This window comes from Citrobacter sp. wls711, assembly GCF_005281055.1.
GTDB classification, from domain to species: domain Bacteria; phylum Pseudomonadota; class Gammaproteobacteria; order Enterobacterales; family Enterobacteriaceae; genus Citrobacter; species Citrobacter gillenii.
In genome coordinates, this window is sequence record NZ_SZXC01000007.1 from 233,736 (window position 1) to 254,011 (window position 20,276).

Here is a 20,276-nt window from a genome sequence, read left to right on the forward strand (position 1 = left end):
CCGCATGATGTTGCCCGATGGCGCTTGCGCTTATCGGGCCTACAAATTCTACAAATACCGATCCCGTAGGCCGGATAAGGCGGTAGCCGCCATCCGGTTTCACATTACGTTTTCTTCAGATGCGTTACGACTAATTGGTGACGCGAATTATAGAACTTCCGATAGGTTAAATAGCAGGCGATAATGGTCGACAGGCTGGCGGTAGAAAGCAGCATAAAGGTCACCATAATCTGATATTTGATCGCTTTTACTGGATCGATACCAGCAAAGATTAACCCCGACATCATCCCCGGCAAGCTCACCAGACCGACGGTTTTCGCGGAATCAATGGTTGGGATCAACGACGCACGAATACTGTCGCGAATTAACGGCGCGGAGGCAATCTTCGGCGTGGCCCCGAGACTCAACTTTTCCTGAATTTGCTGCTGTTCGCTGTTAAATCGCTGGCCCAGATTGTTATAACACAGCCCGACCGCCACCATCGCGTTGCCCGCAATCATGCCGGAAATCGGGATCACCTGCATCGGTGTGAACGCAATGGAGCCTGACAGCACCAGTACCGCCAGCGTCAGTCCGGCCCCTGCCGTTATTGCAATAAACGACGAGATAAAGGCGTTGCCGATATATTTACTGCGTTTTTGCGCGTTATAGGCGGCGTTAAGACAGATAAACAGCACCATCAATAAGGTCAGAATACGGTGATTCACGCCAAAGATATATTTCAGCACGTAGCCGACGATAATAAGCTGGATAACCGCCCGACATACGCTCCAGAGAATATCTTTTTCCAGCGCCAGTTTTTCTTTATGGCTAATCAGAATAGCCACCACCACCAGCATCATCGCTAATGCCAGCGACTCATTGGTAATATTATGCTCGTTCATTGCGTGTTTCCTGCATTTCTCCGGCATGCGGTTGAAGGGTTATGACATTATCCGCATGATTAATTTCATCTTTGTCGTGCGTTACCCACAACACCGCCATATTTTTCTCGCGAACGTAGCGATGTATAAGCTCATTTACATTCCGCTTATTGGTTTCATCCAGCGCGCTGGTGATTTCATCGAGCAGCAGAATTTTGGGCAAAAACTGCAAATTACGAATGAGCGAGACGCGTTGCTTTTCACCGCCGGACAGTTCATTGATGCCTTTTTTGAGGATCGTCTCGGGCAGATCAAAGCGCGCCAGATCGGCGAGAAACGCCTCTTCTTGTGGGTGTTTATGCCGAATTTGCCACGGAAAAATGAGATTGTCGTAAACGGTGTCGCCAAACAATGCGGGGGTTTGCGCACAATACGAGACCTGCTGTCGATACGCTTCGGGTTTGAGCGTGGATATCTCCTTTCCCTCAAAGAGGATCTCACCGTTGCTTGGGCTAATTAACGAGGCCACTATCTTCAGCAATGTGCTTTTACCGCAGCCGGATGGGCCTGTTATGAGCTTAAATTCCCCGGCGTGGAGATTAAAACAGATATTATTGAGAATCTTCGTGTTACCCGCCTGCCAGCCGACATCGTTGAGCTGGAGCAAAATACTGCTTTCTTCCATTATCGTTCCCTTTTTACCGCTTTCGTGCAGACAGTCTATACCCAAAATAATTCGAGTTGCATGAAGGCAGCAAGTGAGTGAATCTCCAGGAGCATAGCTAACTATGTGACTGGAGTGAACGAATGCAGCAAACGCACATGCAGCTTGAAGTATGACGGGTATATCCCTGTAATTTATTATTGGGGAGCCACCTTGATAAATCGGGTATAATTTGACTTATCAGGCAGTAAAGGGCAGCGTAACAGGAGGTTTTATCAATGCTCATTTTCATCCCCATTCTCATTTTTGTCGCGCTGGTGATTGTTGGCGCAGGCGTCAAAATCGTCCCTCAGGGATACCAGTGGACGGTGGAACGCTTTGGCCGTTACACCAAAACCCTGCAGCCAGGCTTAAGCCTCGTGGTACCGTTCATGGACCGGATTGGTCGTAAGATCAATATGATGGAGCAGGTTCTCGATATTCCGTCGCAGGAAGTTATCTCCAAAGATAACGCCAACGTATCCATCGATGCGGTGTGCTTTATTCAAGTGATCGATGCGCCAAAAGCGGCGTATGAAGTCAGTAATCTGGAACTGGCGATCATCAACCTGACGATGACCAACATCCGTACCGTTCTCGGCTCGATGGAGCTGGACGAAATGCTTTCCCAGCGCGACAACATCAATACGCGTTTGCTGCATATCGTTGATGAAGCCACCAACCCGTGGGGCATCAAAATTACCCGTATTGAAATCCGTGATGTGCGCCCACCGGCCGAGCTTATCGACGCCATGAACGCCCAGATGAAAGCCGAACGAACCAAGCGCGCCTATATTCTTGAGGCCGAAGGGATCCGCCAGGCCGAAATCGTCAAGGCCGAAGGTGAGAAGCAGTCGAAAATCCTGAAAGCGGAAGGTGAACGCCAGTCCGCGTTCTTGCAGGCCGAAGCGCGCGAACGTTCCGCCGAAGCTGAAGCCCGTGCAACGCAGATGGTGTCTGAGGCCATTGCCGCCGGGGATATTCAAGCCGTGAACTACTTCGTGGCACAGAAATACACCGAAGCGCTGCAACAAATCGGTTCGTCCAATAACAGCAAAGTGGTGATGATGCCGCTGGATGCCAGCAGCCTGATGGGCTCCATTGCCGGTATTAGCGAACTGATTAAGGACAGCGCCAGCGAGCGGAACAAATCATGATTGCGATGATTCTGGTTCATCCACACCTCTTCTGGCTCAGCCTCGGCGGTCTGTTACTGGCCGCTGAGATGTTGGGCGGCAACGGCTATCTGCTGTGGAGCGGTGTGGCGGCAGTCATCACCGGTCTGGTCGTCTGGCTATTGCCGCTCGACTGGGCGTGGCAGGGCGTGATGTTCGCCGTCTTAACGCTGCTGGCAGCCTGGCTCTGGTGGAAGTGGTTGGCAAAGCGTGTGCAGGAACAAAAACCGGCAGACAGCCATCTCAACCAGCGCGGACAGCAACTGGTCGGCCGCCGGTTTGTGCTGGAAACGGCGCTGGTGAACGGGCGCGGACATATGCGCGTGGGCGACAGCTCCTGGCCGGTCAGCGCGCGTGACGATTTAAGTGCAGGAACACAGGTTGAGGTGATTGCCGTTGAAGGCATTACCCTGATTATCAGAGCCTTATAACCCACATAATGACAGGAATAAAGATAATGGTCAGGAAGACACCCCTCGCCTTTGCCGTGTGTACCTTGCTGGCGGGTGCCCCACAGGCATTCGCCTCTTTTGATATGGAAGATTGCAAATGGAGCGATGCGAGCTGTCTGCTGAAAGGCGTCCCGGTCCTCAGCCCGGAAAATGACTCCCGTGATAACCTGCTGCGTCTGTTGAGCCAGGAAAAATCATTCACCCTGCCAGTGCAGTCACTGCCTGCGGATGTTACCCGCTCCCGCGATTACTATTTTGCATATCATCCACAGTGGGATGAAATAGCTCCGCCGCCAGCCGACGCCCCAGTGCAAAGCAAAGATGATGCGCTTGCCCGCCAGATGGCCGAACTGCAGATTACCGCCGGAGAGACAAACGCCGACGACGCAGAGCACGAGAACCGCCATGTGTCGAATACGACAGCCAGCGTCAGCCAGTTCTTTGCCGCACTGCTGGCGGATACTACGTTAACAGCTGAACAACGCCAGGCGTTAGCCCGGGCACGCCTGGGACTACTGTCCGGCGCGAGCGCTGAGCAAATTACATCCTCGCTTGCCACCATCCCTGCCGACGCCTCTGCGCAACAATACAAAACCTATCTGATCGCCGCCGCCCGTTTTTATGAAGGCGACTACGTCGCTGCCGAACGGGATTTCACTCAACTTGCTACAATCAACCGTCCCTGGTTGGCAGAAACCGCGCAATATATGCTGATGCGCACCGCGCTGAACAAAAGCAGCCAGAACAGCGTCGGTGAATACGGCGATTTTGATAGTGCAAAAATTAACCGCGAAGACGCTACTCAGGCTCAAACGCTGGCGCAGGCTTATCTGCAACGCTTCCCGCTGGGGCTGTACGCCGACTCCGCACGCGGCATGCTGCGCCGGATTAACTGGTATTTGCAGGCATGGCCGCCGTTGGCTGGGCTGTATGAACAAGCCTTCCAGCAGACAACCGACGCACAGCAGCTGCGCGATACGGTCATCGAATACGATAATGTTTTCGGTATGCAATTCTTTGAAGGCCCCGTGGTGGAGGCCTTCCCCGACGCGCCGCTGGTCAGCTATATCGAGGTGCTGCGCGCGCTGCGTCTGAACAACGAGAACAAACCGACGCTGACGCAGGCCCAGCTTGATGCCAGCAAACCGGTGTTTGAAAAGGGGGGCAAACTCGCCCTGTGGCAGGATCTGCAGCTGAATCTGTGGATGGCAACGGGCAATTACGCGGCCATTGTGCAGGCGGTGACCCCGGCGCAAAAACTCCCCGCACACGACATTCTCGCCTTCAGTGAGCAGGTGATGTACGGCGAAGCGCTGATGGGGCAACATCAGTGGCCCGCCGCCCGCGCGTTCTGGCAGCAGCTACTGAAAATCAGTCAGGACCCCGAACAGCAGCAGTATGTACAGGCCAAGCTGGCGGCAACGCTGGTTTACAGCGGCGACATTGCGTCTATTTTCGTCCCGGACAGCGCGGTGACGAACCTGCGTTTTCGTTCGCAGGTGTTAAAAGCCCAGGCAACACCAGAGCTGCTGCGCCAGCAGGCCACTCGCGGCCCCAACAACGAAGAACGCACCATCGCCCTGCATACATTGTTGGTACGCGATCTCACCGAGAATCGTTTTAGCGACTGGTTGAATGACAAAAAGCTGGCTGGCGCGATTACGCCACCGGTGATTGGCGAGTCGTTTGCTGATGTGAATCTGAGTACCTTTGACTGGAACGGCGACGCCGCCCAGGCCGGTTACACCTGCCGTAGCCTCGATGAAACGGTCACTGTGCTAAGCAAAAAAGCGGATGATGCCCACGCGCTGAACTGCCTGGGGGAATTCTTCCGCACTTCGCAAACCCATGTTGCTCTGCAGGCAGACAGTGCCGGTAACGACGTGCTGGTCACGGCCATCTCACGCAAAGAGCCGTTCGGACAGTTTGACCGCCAGCGTTATTATCAGCAGGTGATCGCTTCCCCCAACGCAGAAGTCGAAGACAAGAGTTTTGCGCTGTACCGGGCCATCATGTGCTATGCGCCATCGGGTTATAACGAATGCGGCGGTGAAGAGGTGGACAAGTCGCAGCGTAAAGACTGGTACACACAGTTGAAGACGCAGTATCCAGGAAGCCCGTGGGCGCAAAAACTCAAATACTACTGGTAATTGCGCTGTTGAGCGGACAGGCTCAGGCCGCAGAAACGGTAGCTGCCCGTGAACATCAGGCCTTTTGGTTATGGTCCGGGGTAAAAGCCAGCGACGAGCTGCGGGACGCGCAAACGGTGTATCTGCACCAGGGGGAAGTGCTGACCCGCTCGGGCCAGGTGGTCTTTCAGCGTCTGGGTCTGCCGGTCAGCCGCCTGACCTTTCCGTCAATTTGGCTGACCGTGCGTTTTACTACCCTCGACGTGCCGGATGCGATCCCGGCACGTATCGTGCGGCTGTTGCAGCGCTGGCAGGCCGCAGGCAACCACGTGGTCGGTCTACAGGTTGATTTTGACGCGGCAACCCATCAGCTCGCCGATTACGCCCGATTTCTGCAACAGCTGCGCCAACAGCTGCCGCCGGAGTTCGCTCTTGGGGTAACCGGACTGCTGGACTGGGCCAGGACCGGCGATGTCGCCACGCTGAATGCGCTACCGGTTGATGAACTGGTGGTGCAAAGCTATCAGGGACGTCACACGGTAGCCAATTATCAGGCGTATCTGCCCGCACTCACCCGGTTACGCATTCCGTTTAAGCTCGGGCTGGTACAACACGGTAGTCGGGATGTGCAGGCGGAAGCGCAGTTGGAGACATCACCGTGGTATCGCGGCACGGTGGTCTTTATGCTGCAACCGCCTCGCCTTTAGGCCTTCGCTTTGTGGTGGCAGCAGCCGGAGAGATTATCAATGATCGGGCATTCGGCGCTGTCATCGCCGGGACAGCTGTCCGCCAGCGCCAGCAAATGCGTGCGCATCGCCTGGAGTTCGTTAATGTGCCGCTCAATGTCCGCCACTTTTTCCAGGGTGCGCTTTTTCACATCCGCGCTGTGGCGTGCCGGATCGTTAAACAGGTTTACCAGCTCACCGCACTCTTCAAGGTTAAAGCCAACCTGCCGCGCCTGACGCAGCAACGTCAGTTCGTTCAGATGTTGCTGCGTATAGGTGCGGTATCCGTTTTCGCTGCGCAGCGGCGGCGTCACCAGCCCTTTCTCTTCATAAAAGCGGATAGCTTTACTGGTTAAACCGGTTTTTTTAGCAACATCGGATATATTCACATCTTCCCCCTTGACCTTCCCCTTGATGGAAGGTTTAACCTTTATAACAGTTAGTCAAAACGATTGCCAAGGTCAATAAACCACCGACCAATCATAGAGGATTATTGTTATGTCTCAAACCATCGACCTGACCCTGGACGGATTGTCCTGTGGTCACTGCGTTAAACGCGTCAAAGAAAGTCTCGAACAACGTCCGGACGTTGAGCAAGCGGATGTTACTGTTACCGAAGCACACGTTACCAGTAGCGCCAGCGCCGAAGCGTTAATTGAAACCATCAAACAAGCCGGCTATGGCGCAGAGTTAAGCCACCCAAAGGCTAAACCGCTGGCGGAGTCATCAATCCCGTCGGAAGCGCTGACAGCGGTCTCTTCTGAGCTTCCGGTAGCGACGGCTGAAGATGACAGCCAACAGTTGTTGTTGAGCGGCATGAGCTGCGCCAGCTGTGTTTCCCGGGTACAAAATGCGTTGCAAAACGTACCGGGCGTCACGCAGGCACGGGTAAATCTGGCGGAGCGTACTGCGCTGGTAATGGGTAGCGCTTCCGCCGAAGAATTAGTCCAGGCCGTAGAGAAAGCTGGCTACGGCGCTGAAGCCATCGAAGACGATGTTAAACGTCGTGAACGCCAGCAGGAAACGGCCGTTGCCACCATGAAACGCTTTCGCTGGCAGGCAGCCGTTGCGCTGCTGCTGGGTGTACCGGTGATGGTGTGGGGCATGATGGGCGATAACATGATGGTCACCGCCGATAACCGTAGCCTGTGGCTGGTCATCGGTCTGGCGACGCTCGCCGTGATGGTCTTCGCAGGCGGTCACTTTTACCGCAGCGCATGGAAAAGCCTGATGAACGGCACCGCCACCATGGATACCCTGGTGGCGCTCGGAACCGGGGTGGCCTGGCTCTATTCAATGAGCGTTAACCTCTGGCCGCAGTGGTTCCCAATGGAAGCACGCCACCTCTATTATGAAGCCAGTGCGATGATTATCGGTCTGATTAACCTCGGACATATGCTGGAGGCGCGCGCCCGTCAACGCTCGTCCAAAGCACTGGAAAAACTGCTCGACCTCACGCCACCGACCGCGCGCGTGGTGACAGAAGAAGGCGAAAGAAACGTCCCGCTGGCCGATGTTCAGGCGGGCATGTTACTGCGCCTGACCACCGGAGACCGTGTCCCGGTGGACGGTGAAATAACCCAGGGCGAAGCCTGGCTGGATGAAGCCATGCTCACCGGCGAACCGATCCCGCAACAAAAAGGCGAAGGCGACAGCGTCCACGCCGGTACGGTGGTTCAGGATGGCAGCGTGCTGTTCCGCGCCAGCGCTGTCGGCAGCCATACCACCCTGTCGCGCATTATTCGCATGGTCCGTCAGGCGCAAAGCAGCAAGCCAGAGATTGGCAAACTGGCTGACCGCATCTCCTCGGTGTTCGTTCCGGTGGTGGTAGTGATTGCGCTGGTCAGCGCCGCAATCTGGTATTTCTTCGGCCCGGCACCACAAATTGTCTATACGCTGGTGATTGCCACCACCGTACTGATTATCGCCTGCCCGTGTGCGCTGGGTCTGGCAACACCGATGTCGATTATTTCCGGGGTCGGTCGTGCCGCAGAGTTTGGTGTTCTGGTCCGCGATGCCGATGCGCTGCAGCGTGCCAGTACGCTTGATACCGTGGTGTTTGATAAAACCGGGACGCTGACCGAAGGGAAACCGCAGGTTGTCGCCATCAAAACTTTCGGTGATATCGATGAAGCGCAGGCCATCCGTCTGGCCGCAGCCCTTGAACAGGGTTCCAGCCACCCGCTGGCCCGCGCGATTCTGGATAAAGCCGGCGATGCGGCCCTGCCGCAGGTCAATGGGTTCCGTACGCTGCGCGGCTTAGGCGTTAGCGGTGAAGCGGAAGGTCATAGGCTGCTGCTGGGCAACCAGACGCTGCTCCATGAACAGCAGGTGGTCACCACGGAGATGGAAGCTGAAATCACCGCGCAGGCCACTCAGGGGTCGACTCCAGTGCTGCTGGCGATTGACGGCAAAGCGGCCGCACTGCTCGCGGTACGTGACCCGCTGCGCAGCGACAGCGTGGCGGCACTGCAGCGTTTGCACCGCGCTGGGTATCGTCTGGTGATGCTCACCGGTGACAACCCAACCACCGCTAACGCTATTGCCAAAGAAGCAGGCATCGACGAGGTGATCGCAGGCGTTCTGCCGGACGGAAAAGCAGAGGCGATTAAACGCCTGCAAAGCCAGGGACATCAGGTGGCGATGGTAGGTGATGGGATCAACGATGCGCCAGCACTTGCCCAGGCCGACGTAGGGATTGCCATGGGCGGCGGCAGCGATGTCGCCATTGAAACCGCGGCGATTACGCTGATGCGCCATAGCCTGATGGGCGTGGCGGATGCGCTGTCTATTTCGCGGGCCACCCTGCGGAACATGAAGCAAAATCTTCTCGGCGCATTTATCTATAACAGCATTGGTATTCCCGTTGCCGCCGGGATCCTGTGGCCGTTTACCGGTACCCTGCTTAACCCAGTGGTGGCTGGGGCAGCGATGGCGCTCTCCTCCATCACCGTGGTAAGCAACGCGAACCGACTGCTGCGCTTTAAACCCAAAGAGTAACCCTGTGCCGGATGACGCTAACGCTCATCCGGTCTACAAAATGCAGGTGATATCGTAGGCCGGATAAGACGCTTTCGCGTCGCCATCCGGCGATTCACGCATTGCACCTTCCCGGACCACGCGCTAGCATGGGATTTTTCAACGGGAGGTCGTATGGATCTGTTATACCGGGTAAAAGCATTATGGTCTGCACTACGCGGTCACCATTATACCTGGCCTGCTATCGACATCTCGTTGCCCGGCGATCGCCATTTTCATCTGATTGGCAGTATTCATATGGGCAGCCGTGAAATGGCCCCTCTGCCCGCCAAACTCCTGAAAAAGCTCTACCGCGCCGATGCGCTGATCGTCGAAGCCGATGTTTCCGGTGACGATGCGCCGTTTGCTAACCTGCCCACGTTTGCCGCTCTGGAAGACCGCATCAGCGACGAGCAGCTCCGCCACGTGCAAAAAGTCAGCGCTGAGTTGGGCATTTCCCCTTCCCTGTTTTCCACCCAACCTTTGTGGCAAATTGCCATGATATTGCAGGCAACCCAGGCGCAGCAGTTGGGGTTACGTGCGGAATACGGAATTGATTACCAACTGCTGAAACAGGCGAAGCAGGCGCAAAAGCCGGTTATCGAGCTGGAAGGTGCTGCCAGCCAAATCGATCTTTTATGTCAGCTACCGGATAACGGTCTGGCGTTGCTGGACGATACCCTGACACACTGGCATACCAATGCCCGTCTGCTGCAACAGATGATGGGTTGGTGGTTAAAAACACCGCCGCAGAATAACGATCTCACGTTACCCAATACGTTCAGTCAGTCGTTATATGACGTCCTGATGCACCAGCGAAATGAGGCATGGCGGGACAAGCTTAACGCGTTGCCCGCAGGCCATTATGTGGTGGCAGTAGGCGCACTGCATCTTTATGGAGAAGGGAATTTGCCGGAGATGTTGCGATAAAAAAATGGCCAATATTTCTATTGGCCCGTCAAAGAGGAATTTCATCATTATTATTATGCCGACGCTTAAAGCATCGGTGTAGGTCGATTGTCGCTCAAAGTCAGCATCCTGCCAATACTATTGCGCAAGATGGTACTATTTTTTCGACCGCCATCAGGCGTATGCTTAAGTCGTATTTTGTCTGAGCCAGGAAAAATTGCTATGACACCCGCCGTTAACTTACTCGAAAAAAACAACATTTCGTTCCAGATCCACACCTATGACCACGATCCGTCAGAGACTAATTTTGGTGATGAAGTGGTGCGTAAACTGGGTCTGAATGCGGATCAGGTCTATAAAACGCTGCTGGTTGCGGTGAATGGCGATATGAAACATCTGGCCGTCGCCGTCACGCCGGTAGCCGGACAGTTGGATCTGAAAAAGGTCGCCAGGGCGCTGGGCGCGAAAAAGGTCGACATGGCCGACCCGATGGTGGCGCAGCGTACCACCGGCTATCTGGTGGGCGGCATCAGCCCATTAGGGCAGAAAAAAAGATTGCCGACGCTTATCGACGCCCCCGCCCGGACGTTTGACACCATTTATGTTTCCGGCGGCAAACGCGGGCTGGATATTGAACTGGCGGCGGACGATTTGGCCAAAATTCTGGATGCGAAATTCGCCGATATCGCACGCCGCGATTAACCTGTTTTGGAATGATTGCCTGATGGCGCTACGCTAATCAGGCCTACAACTGAATACTCTACAGGGCGTTATTGGTGAAGGCAGTTTGGACTCGGCCAGCGCGCAGGAACCGGAGCGTACATGTAGTACGTGAGGATTATTCGCTACGCTCCCCCTCCGGGCCGCCCTGATGGGCGTTCAAAACTCTGTGAGTTTTGTCCGAGCACTGCCCGCGTTCAAAATGGCGAACAAAATAGCCCTGTTATTGCCAGCTAACTTCACCCTTCGGCTCAAACGCACTGGCATCCAACGGTGAATTCTTCTGCACATACTCTTTCAATACTTCCGCATCGATAAACCCGGTATTCACATAACCCGGTTTGTTATCAATTCGCGGATAGCCATCACCGCCGGTGGCGTTGAAACTCAGCGTCGCCATGCGATAGGTTTTGGCCGGGTCGACGGGCTCACCGTTGATTTTCAAATCGTTAAGCTTGCCGTCTTTCGCCACAAAGCTAACGTTGGCAAATTGCGGATAGGCCCCCGAGTCCGGCTTCATTTGCGCGACGGCTGTCAGATAGTCAACCACCTCTTTACCACTCATATCGGCATAGACCACAATGTTGCCAAACGGCTGAACCTTGAGCACGCTTTTATAGGTAATATCGCCGCCTTCAATGGAGTCACGGACGCCACCACCGCTCATCACGCCAAAATCAGCCCCGGTGCGCGCCATTTGCGCCGCCAGTAGCAGACGCCCCATATTGGTCTGAACAAAACGGACTTTGCTGCGGTCTCCTTCCAGACGCCCATTAACGCTACCAATTTTGACCTCCAGCTGCGCTTTGCCTTTATTCTGGAACGGCGTTAGCAGGGAAAGCATTTGCGGGTTTTCAGCGATTTCCGGGGTGAAAAGTACGCGCTCACTTTTGCCGTTATCCCAGGTCACTTTCTTCTTCAGGTTTACTGGAATGAGCTGGTAGTTGACCATTTTCATTTCGCCGTTGCGGAATTCAAAGTCCGCGCGGCCTACGTATTTTCCCCACTCGTGCGCTTGGACGATCCAGATACCATTTTGTTTATCTGGCGCACACGGGGTACCTGGTACGTAATCCACCTGCTTTTTGTTTTCCGATGCCATGCACACCGGATCCTGTGAGTGACCACCCACAATCATCGCCAGCGCGCCTGCGGGCAGGCTACGCGCCATTTCCACATCGCCTGGAGCGTTGGAGCCGTGGTTGCCGTTGTCGTAATGCCCCATATGCGTGGTGGCAATAATGACATCGGGCTTTTCACCCATATTGAGTTCCTGAATCACCAGTTTGGCTTCATCCGCAGGTTTACGGAACTCGATGTCGGTGAAGAACTCCGGGTTGCCAATTTTCGCCGTGTCGTCGGTGGTTAAACCGATAACGGCAATTTTTAAATCCTGGCGCTTAAAGATGGCCCAGGGTTTGAATAAACGCTCACCGGTGCTTTTCTGGTAGATGTTGGCGGAGATGAGTGGGAATTTGGCCCATTTCTCCTGCTGTCGCAACACGGTCAGTGGATTATCAAATTCGTGGTTACCCACCGCCATCGCGTCATAGCCAATCAGGTTCATGCCGCGAAAATCCGGTTCAGCATCCTGAAGATCGGACTCCGGTACACCGGTATTAATGTCGCCGCCGGAAAGCAACAGGACACTTCCGCCCTCGGCTGCCACCTCATGACGAATACCGTCCACCAGCGTTTTTTGCGCCGCCAGCCCGTATTCGCCGTATTCGCTGCGCCAGAAGTGGCCGTGATGATCGTTGGTATGCAGAATGGTTATTTTATAGGTTTTATCTTTTTCGTAAGCCTGAGCAGGCTGACCTGCCAGCGCCAAGGCGGCAAATAATGCCAGCGCCACGCCCCGTTTCAAAAATTTCATGCTTCTCTCCCTGACCCAATATCAACCGCTGAAATTACAATGATATGAAATAATAGCCGAAAATGTTTTCAGAAATGAGACTTCCTTCAAACACCTTCCGCAGGTATGTTAGTCGGATAATAATTACACCTGTTCCTGTCTCATCATTACTGAAGTGGACCTATGGCTACCAATCAAACCGCTCAACCGCTCCCCGGCTCTGCTGCGCCGTCGCAAAAAGCACGCACCTCGTTTGGCATTTTAGGGGCAATCAGCCTTTCTCACCTGCTCAACGATATGATCCAGTCGCTGATCCTGGCGATTTATCCGCTGTTGCAGTCAGAGTTCTCGCTGAGCTTTATGCAGATCGGGATGATTACCCTGACTTTCCAGCTTACCTCCTCGTTGCTTCAACCGGTGGTAGGTTACTGGACAGACAAATATCCGATGCCATGGTCGCTGCCTATTGGCATGTGCTTCACGCTGAGTGGACTGGTATTGCTGGCAATGGCCGGTAATTTCCATATGGTGTTGTTCGCCGCTGCGCTGGTCGGCACAGGTTCATCGGTGTTTCACCCGGAATCGTCCCGCGTGGCACGGATGGCTTCCGGCGGTCGCCATGGTCTGGCCCAGTCTATTTTCCAGGTGGGCGGTAACTTCGGCAGTTCTCTGGGGCCGTTGCTGGCGGCTGTCATCATCGCGCCATACGGTAAGGGTAATGTAGCGTGGTTCGTGCTGGCCGCGTTGTTAGCGATTGTGGTACTGGCGCAAATCAGCCGCTGGTATTCGGCCCAACATCGGATGAGTAAAGGTAAGCCGAAAGTCGCCATCGTTAACCCGCTACCGCGCAACAAGGTGGTGCTGGCGATTAGCATCCTGCTGGTGCTGATTTTCTCCAAATACTTCTATATGGCGAGCATCAGCAGCTATTACACCTTTTATCTGATGCAAAAATTCGGATTATCGGTACAAAATGCGCAGTTCCACCTGTTTGCGTTCCTGTTTGCCGTTGCGGCAGGGACGGTTATTGGCGGACCGCTAGGTGATAAAATCGGTAGAAAATATGTCATTTGGGGCTCTATCCTCGGCGTAGCGCCGTTTACCCTCGTTTTACCCTATGCAACGCTGGAATGGACCGGGATTTTAACCGTGATCATTGGTTTTATCCTGGCATCGGCCTTTTCTGCCATTCTGGTGTACGCTCAGGAGCTGCTTCCGGGGCGTATCGGCATGGTTTCTGGGCTGTTTTTCGGTTTTGCCTTTGGCATGGGCGGCTTAGGAGCCGCGGTGTTAGGGCTGGTTGCCGACCATACCAGTATTGATTTGGTCTATAAAATATGTGCTTTCCTGCCTCTTCTGGGGATACTGACCATATTCTTACCCGATAACCGACATAAAGCCTGATTTTATGGCGGCCAAAAGTAAACTTTGGCCGCCATCACTTACAGGGACCATCAGCGTTTGCTCTCTGCTTCCCCCCGCAGTTATCCGATCCGTGCTTTTTTACGCCTAAATTCCTGTTTTCATCAAATTTCAATAATTATTCATAAACATAAACATTAAAATTGTCATAAACTATTACTCGGAATTAGGGTTTTCAGGATCACCACAGCAATCAAAGGAGACGGAATGCATCACGCCACCCCGCTTATCACCACCATTGTTGGCGGCCTTGTGCTCGCTTTTATATTTGGCATGCTTGCCAATAAACTGCGTATTTCTCCTCTGGTGGGATATCTGTTAGCGGGCGTTCTGGCCGGTCCATTTACACCTGGTTTTGTTGCGGATACCAAGCTTGCGCCGGAACTGGCAGAACTTGGCGTGATCCTGCTGATGTTCGGCGTGGGGCTACACTTTTCGTTGAAGGATTTAATGGCGGTAAAGTCCATCGCTATTCCCGGTGCGATAGCCCAGATAGCCGTAGCAACGGTGCTGGGTATGGCGCTTTCAGCTGTGCTGGGCTGGTCGCTGATGGTCGGTATCGTCTTTGGATTATGTCTGTCAACCGCCAGTACCGTGGTGCTACTGCGCGCGCTTGAAGAACGACAGTTGATTGACAGCCAGCGCGGGCAGATCGCCATTGGCTGGCTGATTGTTGAAGACCTGATGATGGTGCTAACGCTGGTTCTCCTGCCAGCCATCGCCGGTATGCTGGAAAAAGACAACGTTGGTTTTGCGTCACTGGCCGTTGATATGGGCATCACCATCGGTAAAGTAGTCGCGTTTATCGCCATTATGATGCTGGTCGGTCGTCGCCTGGTGCCGTGGATCATGGCCCGTAGCGCCGCCACGGGCTCGCGTGAACTGTTTACCCTGTCGGTACTGGCACTCGCATTAGGTATCGCGTTTGGTGCCGTAGAAGTATTCGATGTTTCCTTTGCACTGGGCGCGTTCTTCGCCGGTATGGTGCTGAACGAATCTGAACTGAGCCACCGTGCGGCGCATGACACCCTGCCGCTGCGTGATGCATTTGCGGTGCTGTTCTTTGTTTCCGTCGGCATGCTGTTCGACCCATTGGTCCTGATCCAGCAACCGCTGGCTGTGCTGGGCACGCTGGCAATTATCATCTTTGGTAAATCCCTCGCCGCCTATTTCCTGGTACGCCTGTTCGGTCACTCTCAGCGCACAGCGCTCACCATTGCCACCAGCCTGGCGCAGATTGGCGAATTTGCTTTTATCCTCGCCGGCCTTGGCATGGCGCTTAACCTGTTACCGCAGGCGGGACAAAACCTGGTGCTGGCCGGGGCCATCCTGTCCATCATGCTGAATCCAGTGCTGTTCGCCGTGCTGGAAAAATACCTCGCAAAAACCGAAACGCTGGAAGAGCAGACGCTGGAAGAAGCTATCGAAGAAGAGAAGCAAATCCCGGTCGATATCTGTAATCATGCCCTGCTGGTCGGTTTTGGCCGCGTCGGTAGCTTGTTAGGTGAAAAACTGATGGCTGCGGGTATCCCACTGGTGGTTATCGAAACGTCGCGGACTCGCGTGGACGAGCTACGTGAACGTGGGATCCGCGCGGTACTGGGCAATGCAGCCAACGAAGAGATCATGAACCTGGCGCATCTGGACTGTGCGCGCTGGCTGCTGCTGACCATCCCGAATGGTTATGAAGCCGGTGAGATTGTGGCTTCCGCGCGTGAGAAGTGCCCGACGATTGAGATTATCGCCCGCGCGCATTATGACGATGAAGTGGAATACATTACCGAGCGCGGCGCTAATCAGGTGGTGATGGGTGAACGTGAAATCGCGCGCACCATGCTGGAATTGATTGAAACGCCACCAGCGGGTAACGTTGCTACCGCCAGTTAATGTTATGTGCCCGATGGCGCTATCGCCATCGGGCAAGAACTTAACGCTCCCAGTAAGCCTCTTCGAGGCTGTCTTCCTTCTCCGGCAATCCGCGCGTCAGGCGCGGTGAATGCTGGTTCAGCACCTGATAACTCACGCGATTGGCATATTTACACACCTGCGCTAACGAGGAATAGGTCAGCCAGGTGTACTTGTGCTTGCTGGAGTTCGGCACATTGCCGCGATGGTAGCTGTTTGCCGTAATATCATGCAGCAGAGCCGCCAGCGCACCGTCACCCGCGCCGTTGGTGTTCATGATTTTCTCCGGGCCGCCCATGTACGGGGCAATGTGCGAATAAATGCGCAACGGGTTGATACAGTCTTTATGGCGCATCGCGCGGCTGAACTCGTACTGGTTGAATTCGGCAATGGCGCCCGGCAGCAGCGGATGCTGCGTTTTGCGTTTGACCTCATCTTCCGTAAAACCAGCCATATACAGGCCCACCGGACCGGCGGTACACAGCACCAAATCCACCCAATCCAGCGCTTTGTCAGATGCCAGCAGCGGGTCATTCAGGCCGGTCAGCGCTTCGGCTTCTTCTTCGTTCATCGCCAGAATGGAGACATTCTCTTTCAAGAATTCCTGCCACCACTGCGGGTTATCCGCAATAACGAATTTGGTTCCTAAGGTCAGCACCACCGGGACATTGTGCTTTTTGGCGAACTCAATGGCCTTCATGGTCGCTTCCGGCATCGGCTCGCCCGGTTCGCAGCGCACCAGATATGAGGTCAGCACCAGCGCAGAGGCACCGGCAATCACCGACTCGGGAATGCTGTCCGCCCGCAGTTTGTTCATGTGACCGGGGCTGATGGCGAAGGTACGCTCGCCGGATTCGCCAATCAGCGTGAAGCAGCGACCAATCGGCCCGTCAACGCCCTGCAGGTAGTTCAGATCGGTACGGCTGGAGGTATTGCATAAATAGCGATACGCGTAGCTGCCAATCTCAATGTTGCTACACATGACGCCCAGCAATACAGAGCGGTCATCCGCCAGTACCGAATAGTTGTGCATGGTGTTACCGATGGTTCCGCCCGCAAACTGATGGGTGATTAAATTTTCACGCACCAGTTCCTGATAGAGCGCCTCAGCAACATCATCAGCAATCACCAGAGAATGCCCGGCGCTTAATCCATAACGCTTCACAAAGTCGTCATCGACTTTGGCTTCTATATCCACCAGAGTCTGGTCGATACCGACGACCCAGGCGGCGCTGGTCTCGTTTTCAGGCTGAATTTGTTGCAGCAACGGATCGCGCGCGCTGACGGGAAAATAGTGTTTGGATTTGCGTTTGCCGGGAAATTTCATGGTCGATTTTACGGGTGGTTAACTGAGCGATGCATGGTAGCACATTCCCTCCTGCGCGCGCGACGCGGTGCTAATTTTCAATATCGGGCGGTGAGATCGCAGTTTATCTGCCGTTAATTTCTACAATACATCACCTTTTACAAGGAGCGTTTTATGCAGCCGGAAAACAAGATCCCCGTCCTCGACCTTATTTCAGACGAAATGAAAAGCGTGGTGAACTTTCATCGCGATGACCTGCCGCCGTGGCCCGCCGCGGATGATTTCGTTGCCCAACGCCAACACTACGTGCATGAGCGTCAGTTCTGGAATGCCGATGCTCCGCAAATGAGTACCCGGGAGTGCGTCATTTCTACCGCGTGCGGCCCGGTGGCGACGCGAATTTACTCCCCCCAACCCCATAGCCAGGCCACGCTGTACTATTTGCACGGCGGCGGTTTTATTCTCGGAAATCTGGATACGCACGATCGCATTATGCGCTTGCTGGCGAGCTACACGCGCTGCACGGTAATTGGCATCGACTATTCACTTTCGCCGGAAGCGCGCTTTCCACAGGCCATCGAAGAAATTGTCGCGACCTGCCAGTACTTTCATCACCATGCCGCTGACTATGCGCTGAACGTAGAGAATATCGGTTTTGCCGGTGATTCCGCGGGTGCCATGCTGGCGCTTGCCAGCGCACTGTGGCTACGCGATAAGCAAATTGCCTGCGGTAAGGTCACGGGCGTGCTGTTGTGGTACGGGCTGTACGGTTTACGGGATTCGCTCAGCCGACGGCTGATGGGCGGAGAATGGGATGGCTTAACGCGAGACGAGCTGCAGATGTACGAAAACGCGTACCTGCGTAGCGCCGACGATCGCGAGTCACCGTATTATTGCTTATTCAATAATGACCTGACGCGCGACGTGCCGCCGTGTTTTATCGCTGGCGCGGAGTTCGATCCGCTGATTGACGACAGCCGCTTACTGTTCCAGACGCTCCAGGCGCATCGGCAGCCCTGTCAGTACAAAATGTACCTCGGCACGCTGCACGCCTTCCTGCATTACTCGCGGATGATGAAAACCGCCGACGATGCCTTGCGGGATGGCGCACGTTTCTTCAGAGCGCAGCTTTAGCGATAGGCAGCGGTCAGTTTCAGCATCATTTCGATGTGTTCCGGTGCGTCATTCAGCGCCGGAATATATTCGTATTTCTGCCCGCCCGCTTCGAGGAAAATTTCTCGGTTTTGCTCGGCGATTTCCTCCAGCGTTTCAAGGCAATCAGCAGCAAATCCCGGACACATGACCTGGATATGCCGGGTTCCTTTTTCCGCCAGCATTTTGAGCGTTTCGTCGGTATACGGCGTCAGCCATGGTTCCCGACCGAAGCGTGACTGGAAGGTCATCATCACCTTTTCCGGCGGCAGCCCTAACGCCGACACCAGCTCCCGCGTGGTATCGCGACAGCGTTGCGGGTAATCATCGCCTTCATCAGCGTAGCGCTGTGGAATACCGTGGTAAGAAAGCAGCAGTAAATCGGGTTCGCCGTGCCGGGCAAACGCATCTCGGGCGCTTTTGGCCAGCGCATCAATATACGCGCTGTCGTCTGCGTAATCGCGAATAAAGGAGACGCCGGGGATCGCACGCTTCCGCGCTAAAATGCGCGCCAGTTCATCCCACACCGCGGCCACCGTTGAACAAGAGTATTGCGGATACAACGTTAACACCACAATGTGCTCAACGCCGCTCGCTAGCAGTTCGTCGACCGCGCTTTCCAGCGAGGGTGAACCGTAGCTCATCCCCAGCGCAACCGGCGTATCCGGCAGACGTTCCGCCAGCGCTCGCTGTTGACGACGGCTGTAGACCATCAGCGGCGAACCTTCATCCATCCAGACTGACTTGTACAACTTCGCCACGCGCGGCGCACGCAGCGGCAGGATCACCCCGCGCAGCAGCGGCCACCACAGCAGACGGGGAGTATCGACCACGCGTGTGTCGCTTAAAAACTGGCGCAGATAACGTTTAACTGCTTCGGGTGTGGGGGCATCGGGGGTGCCGAGATTTGCCAGCAGGATACCGGTTTTCGTCTGACGCATTACCGCCTCGTATTGATTCAAATTGTTGATAATTGTAGCGGAAAAGCGAGGAAGAAGAACTAATTGCTGCGAGAGGTAAGAATATGCCTGATGGCGCTAACGATACCGGTAGGCCGGATAAGGCGTTTACGCCGCCATCCGGCACCGATTGCCTGATGGCGCTGCGCTTATCAGGCCTACGAGATAATGGCAGGCCTGATAAGAGGTTCACAACGCTAAAACTTAACCGAGAATTTTTTCCAGGTCAGCGCGAACAGCGGCAACGGCCTGCGTACCGTCAACTTTCGCGTATTTGGTTTGACCCGCTTCCGCTTCTTTCTGGTAGTAACCAATCAGCGGGGCAGTCATCTGATGGTATTCAACCAGACGCTTACGCACGGTCTCTTCCTGGTCATCTTTACGGGTGGTCAGTTCATCGCCGGTCACATCGTCTTTGCCTTCAACCTTAGGTGGATTGAATTTGATGTGATAAACACGGCCAGATGCCGCATGAACGCGACGACCAACAATACGGTCAACGATCAGTTCGTCCGGTACCGCGAATTCCAGAACGTAATCCACCACAATACCCGCTTCTTTCATGGCGTCAGCCTGCGGAATAGTACGTGGGAAGCCGTCCAGCAGGAAACCATTACGGCAGTCTTCTTGTGCAATACGCTCTTTGACCAGCGCGATCACCAGCTCATCGGTCACCAGTTTACCGGCGTCCATGATGTCTTTCGCTTGTTTGCCCAGCTCGGAGCCAGATTTCACGGCAGCACGCAGCATATCACCGGTGGAGATTTGCGGAATACCATACTTCTCCATGATGAACTGAGCCTGAGTTCCTTTACCCGCGCCCGGAGCGCCAAGCAGAATGATACGCATTACGAAAATCCCCTTAAAGGTTGTCGATATTTTTAAAAAGCGCTAAACGATACCACCATCACGCAATTGGCTCAAGAAAGGTGCTTGACGCTGAAACGTTTAACGGTGGGAAAATTGAAAATAAGAAGAGAAAA

General features: G+C 54.6%; 17 protein-coding genes. 10 read left to right on the plus strand and 7 right to left on the minus strand.

Translation table 11 applies throughout. From position 1 onward, the window contains the following. Positions 1 to 104: 104 nt before the first annotated feature. Both fetB and fetA read right to left on the minus strand, forming a co-directional pair. The gene (fetB, locus tag FDW98_RS03055; protein ID WP_096758012.1) at positions 105 to 884 is read right to left on the minus strand and encodes an iron export ABC transporter permease subunit FetB; all 780 of its coding nucleotides are present in this window, start codon (positions 882 to 884) and stop codon (positions 105 to 107) included. Beyond that, the gene (gene fetA / locus FDW98_RS03060; RefSeq protein WP_096758013.1) at positions 871 to 1,548 is read right to left on the minus strand and encodes an iron ABC transporter ATP-binding protein FetA; all 678 of its coding nucleotides are present in this window, start codon (positions 1,546 to 1,548) and stop codon (positions 871 to 873) included. Before fetA ends, fetB begins: the two co-directional genes overlap by 14 nt. Positions 1,549 to 1,805: 257 nt before the next feature. Between fetA and FDW98_RS03065 the strand changes: the two genes are divergently transcribed. Genes FDW98_RS03065 through FDW98_RS03080 form a run of 4 tightly spaced genes read left to right on the plus strand, consistent with a single transcriptional unit; the run spans position 1,806 to position 6,029 of the window. Then, positions 1,806 to 2,723, plus strand: coding sequence for an SPFH domain-containing protein (locus FDW98_RS03065; RefSeq protein ID WP_096758014.1), 918 nt, complete (start codon positions 1,806 to 1,808; stop codon positions 2,721 to 2,723). Next, positions 2,720 to 3,172 carry an NfeD family protein gene (locus FDW98_RS03070; protein WP_096758015.1) on the plus strand — a complete coding sequence of 151 codons (453 nt, stop codon included), beginning with the start codon at positions 2,720 to 2,722 and terminating at the stop codon, positions 3,170 to 3,172. Before FDW98_RS03065 ends, FDW98_RS03070 begins: the two co-directional genes overlap by 4 nt. A gap of 26 nt (positions 3,173 to 3,198) precedes the next feature. Continuing rightward, positions 3,199 to 5,343, plus strand: a complete 2,145-nt coding sequence (locus tag FDW98_RS03075; RefSeq protein WP_096758016.1) for a hypothetical protein — start codon at positions 3,199 to 3,201, stop codon at positions 5,341 to 5,343. After that, positions 5,313 to 6,029 (plus strand): DUF3142 domain-containing protein, encoded by a 717-nt coding sequence (locus FDW98_RS03080; RefSeq protein WP_096758017.1) that lies wholly within the window; start codon positions 5,313 to 5,315, stop codon positions 6,027 to 6,029. The genes FDW98_RS03075 and FDW98_RS03080 overlap by 31 nt, the downstream gene beginning before the upstream one ends. On the opposite strand, the gene cueR is transcribed toward FDW98_RS03080, so the two are convergent. Further along, positions 6,026 to 6,436 (minus strand): Cu(I)-responsive transcriptional regulator, encoded by a 411-nt coding sequence (gene cueR / locus FDW98_RS03085; RefSeq protein WP_096758018.1) that lies wholly within the window; start codon positions 6,434 to 6,436, stop codon positions 6,026 to 6,028. The genes FDW98_RS03080 and cueR overlap by 4 nt on opposite strands. 109 nt (positions 6,437 to 6,545) lie before the next feature. On the opposite strand from cueR, the gene copA reads away from it, so the two are divergent. The 3 genes from copA to ybaK all read left to right on the plus strand — a co-directional run bounded on the left by copA (position 6,546) and on the right by ybaK (position 10,676). After that, a complete protein-coding gene (gene copA / locus FDW98_RS03090) occupies positions 6,546 to 9,047 on the plus strand; it encodes a copper-exporting P-type ATPase CopA (RefSeq protein ID WP_096758019.1) in 2,502 nt (833 codons plus the stop codon). 153 nt (positions 9,048 to 9,200) lie between these two features. Beyond that, positions 9,201 to 9,995 carry a TraB/GumN family protein gene (locus FDW98_RS03095; RefSeq protein WP_096758020.1) on the plus strand — a complete coding sequence of 265 codons (795 nt, stop codon included), beginning with the start codon at positions 9,201 to 9,203 and terminating at the stop codon, positions 9,993 to 9,995. A gap of 201 nt (positions 9,996 to 10,196) precedes the next feature. After that, on the plus strand, positions 10,197 to 10,676 hold the full coding sequence (ybaK, locus tag FDW98_RS03100) for a Cys-tRNA(Pro)/Cys-tRNA(Cys) deacylase YbaK (protein ID WP_096759455.1): 480 nt from the start codon (positions 10,197 to 10,199) through the stop codon (positions 10,674 to 10,676). Between the two features lie 241 nt (positions 10,677 to 10,917). Here the strand turns inward: ybaK and ushA are convergent, their stop codons facing one another. After that, on the minus strand, positions 10,918 to 12,570 hold the full coding sequence (ushA, locus tag FDW98_RS03105; protein WP_096758021.1) for a bifunctional UDP-sugar hydrolase/5'-nucleotidase UshA: 1,653 nt from the start codon (positions 12,568 to 12,570) through the stop codon (positions 10,918 to 10,920). A gap of 162 nt (positions 12,571 to 12,732) precedes the next feature. On the opposite strand from ushA, the gene FDW98_RS03110 reads away from it, so the two are divergent. Both FDW98_RS03110 and ybaL read left to right on the plus strand, forming a co-directional pair. Next, the gene (locus FDW98_RS03110; protein WP_096758022.1) at positions 12,733 to 13,953 is read left to right on the plus strand and encodes an MFS transporter; all 1,221 of its coding nucleotides are present in this window, start codon (positions 12,733 to 12,735) and stop codon (positions 13,951 to 13,953) included. A gap of 225 nt (positions 13,954 to 14,178) precedes the next feature. Next, entirely contained in the window at positions 14,179 to 15,858 is a 1,680-nt protein-coding gene (gene ybaL / locus FDW98_RS03115) for a YbaL family putative K(+) efflux transporter (protein WP_096758023.1), read from the plus strand. A 40-nt stretch (positions 15,859 to 15,898) separates the two neighbouring features. Here the strand turns inward: ybaL and FDW98_RS03120 are convergent, their stop codons facing one another. Continuing rightward, positions 15,899 to 17,203, minus strand: coding sequence for an inosine/guanosine kinase (locus FDW98_RS03120; RefSeq protein WP_096758024.1), 1,305 nt, complete (start codon positions 17,201 to 17,203; stop codon positions 15,899 to 15,901). A gap of 153 nt (positions 17,204 to 17,356) precedes the next feature. Between FDW98_RS03120 and aes the strand changes: the two genes are divergently transcribed. After that, the gene (gene aes, locus FDW98_RS03125; RefSeq protein ID WP_096758025.1) at positions 17,357 to 18,316 is read left to right on the plus strand and encodes an acetyl esterase; all 960 of its coding nucleotides are present in this window, start codon (positions 17,357 to 17,359) and stop codon (positions 18,314 to 18,316) included. Here the strand turns inward: aes and hemH are convergent. Continuing rightward, positions 18,313 to 19,275, minus strand: coding sequence for a ferrochelatase (hemH, locus tag FDW98_RS03130; protein ID WP_096758026.1), 963 nt, complete (start codon positions 19,273 to 19,275; stop codon positions 18,313 to 18,315). The two genes, aes and hemH, sit on opposite strands and share 4 nt — an antisense overlap. A gap of 222 nt (positions 19,276 to 19,497) precedes the next feature. Then, the gene (adk, locus tag FDW98_RS03135) at positions 19,498 to 20,142 is read right to left on the minus strand and encodes an adenylate kinase (RefSeq protein ID WP_096758027.1); all 645 of its coding nucleotides are present in this window, start codon (positions 20,140 to 20,142) and stop codon (positions 19,498 to 19,500) included. Positions 20,143 to 20,276: the final 134 nt, after the last annotated feature.

Excerpts from the sequence above, each read along its gene's own strand:
- adk (WP_096758027.1), bottom strand. The coding sequence starts at position 20,142 with ATGCGTATCATTCTGCTTGGCGCTCCGGGCGCGGGTAAAGGAACTCAG.
- aes (WP_096758025.1), top strand. The coding sequence starts at position 17,357 with ATGCAGCCGGAAAACAAGATCCCCGTCCTCGACCTTATTTCAGACGAA.
- FDW98_RS03075 (WP_096758016.1), top strand. The coding sequence starts at position 3,199 with ATGGTCAGGAAGACACCCCTCGCCTTTGCCGTGTGTACCTTGCTGGCG.
- FDW98_RS03120 (WP_096758024.1), bottom strand. The coding sequence starts at position 17,203 with ATGAAATTTCCCGGCAAACGCAAATCCAAACACTATTTTCCCGTCAGC.
- FDW98_RS03110 (WP_096758022.1), top strand. The coding sequence starts at position 12,733 with ATGGCTACCAATCAAACCGCTCAACCGCTCCCCGGCTCTGCTGCGCCG.
- hemH (WP_096758026.1), bottom strand. The coding sequence starts at position 19,275 with ATGCGTCAGACGAAAACCGGTATCCTGCTGGCAAATCTCGGCACCCCC.
- copA (WP_096758019.1), top strand. The coding sequence starts at position 6,546 with ATGTCTCAAACCATCGACCTGACCCTGGACGGATTGTCCTGTGGTCAC.
- fetB (WP_096758012.1), bottom strand. The coding sequence starts at position 884 with ATGAACGAGCATAATATTACCAATGAGTCGCTGGCATTAGCGATGATG.
- ushA (WP_096758021.1), bottom strand. The coding sequence starts at position 12,570 with ATGAAATTTTTGAAACGGGGCGTGGCGCTGGCATTATTTGCCGCCTTG.
- FDW98_RS03095 (WP_096758020.1), top strand. The coding sequence starts at position 9,201 with ATGGATCTGTTATACCGGGTAAAAGCATTATGGTCTGCACTACGCGGT.
- fetA (WP_096758013.1), bottom strand. The coding sequence starts at position 1,548 with ATGGAAGAAAGCAGTATTTTGCTCCAGCTCAACGATGTCGGCTGGCAG.
- ybaK (WP_096759455.1), top strand. The coding sequence starts at position 10,197 with ATGACACCCGCCGTTAACTTACTCGAAAAAAACAACATTTCGTTCCAG.
- FDW98_RS03065 (WP_096758014.1), top strand. The coding sequence starts at position 1,806 with ATGCTCATTTTCATCCCCATTCTCATTTTTGTCGCGCTGGTGATTGTT.
- FDW98_RS03070 (WP_096758015.1), top strand. The coding sequence starts at position 2,720 with ATGATTGCGATGATTCTGGTTCATCCACACCTCTTCTGGCTCAGCCTC.
- ybaL (WP_096758023.1), top strand. The coding sequence starts at position 14,179 with ATGCATCACGCCACCCCGCTTATCACCACCATTGTTGGCGGCCTTGTG.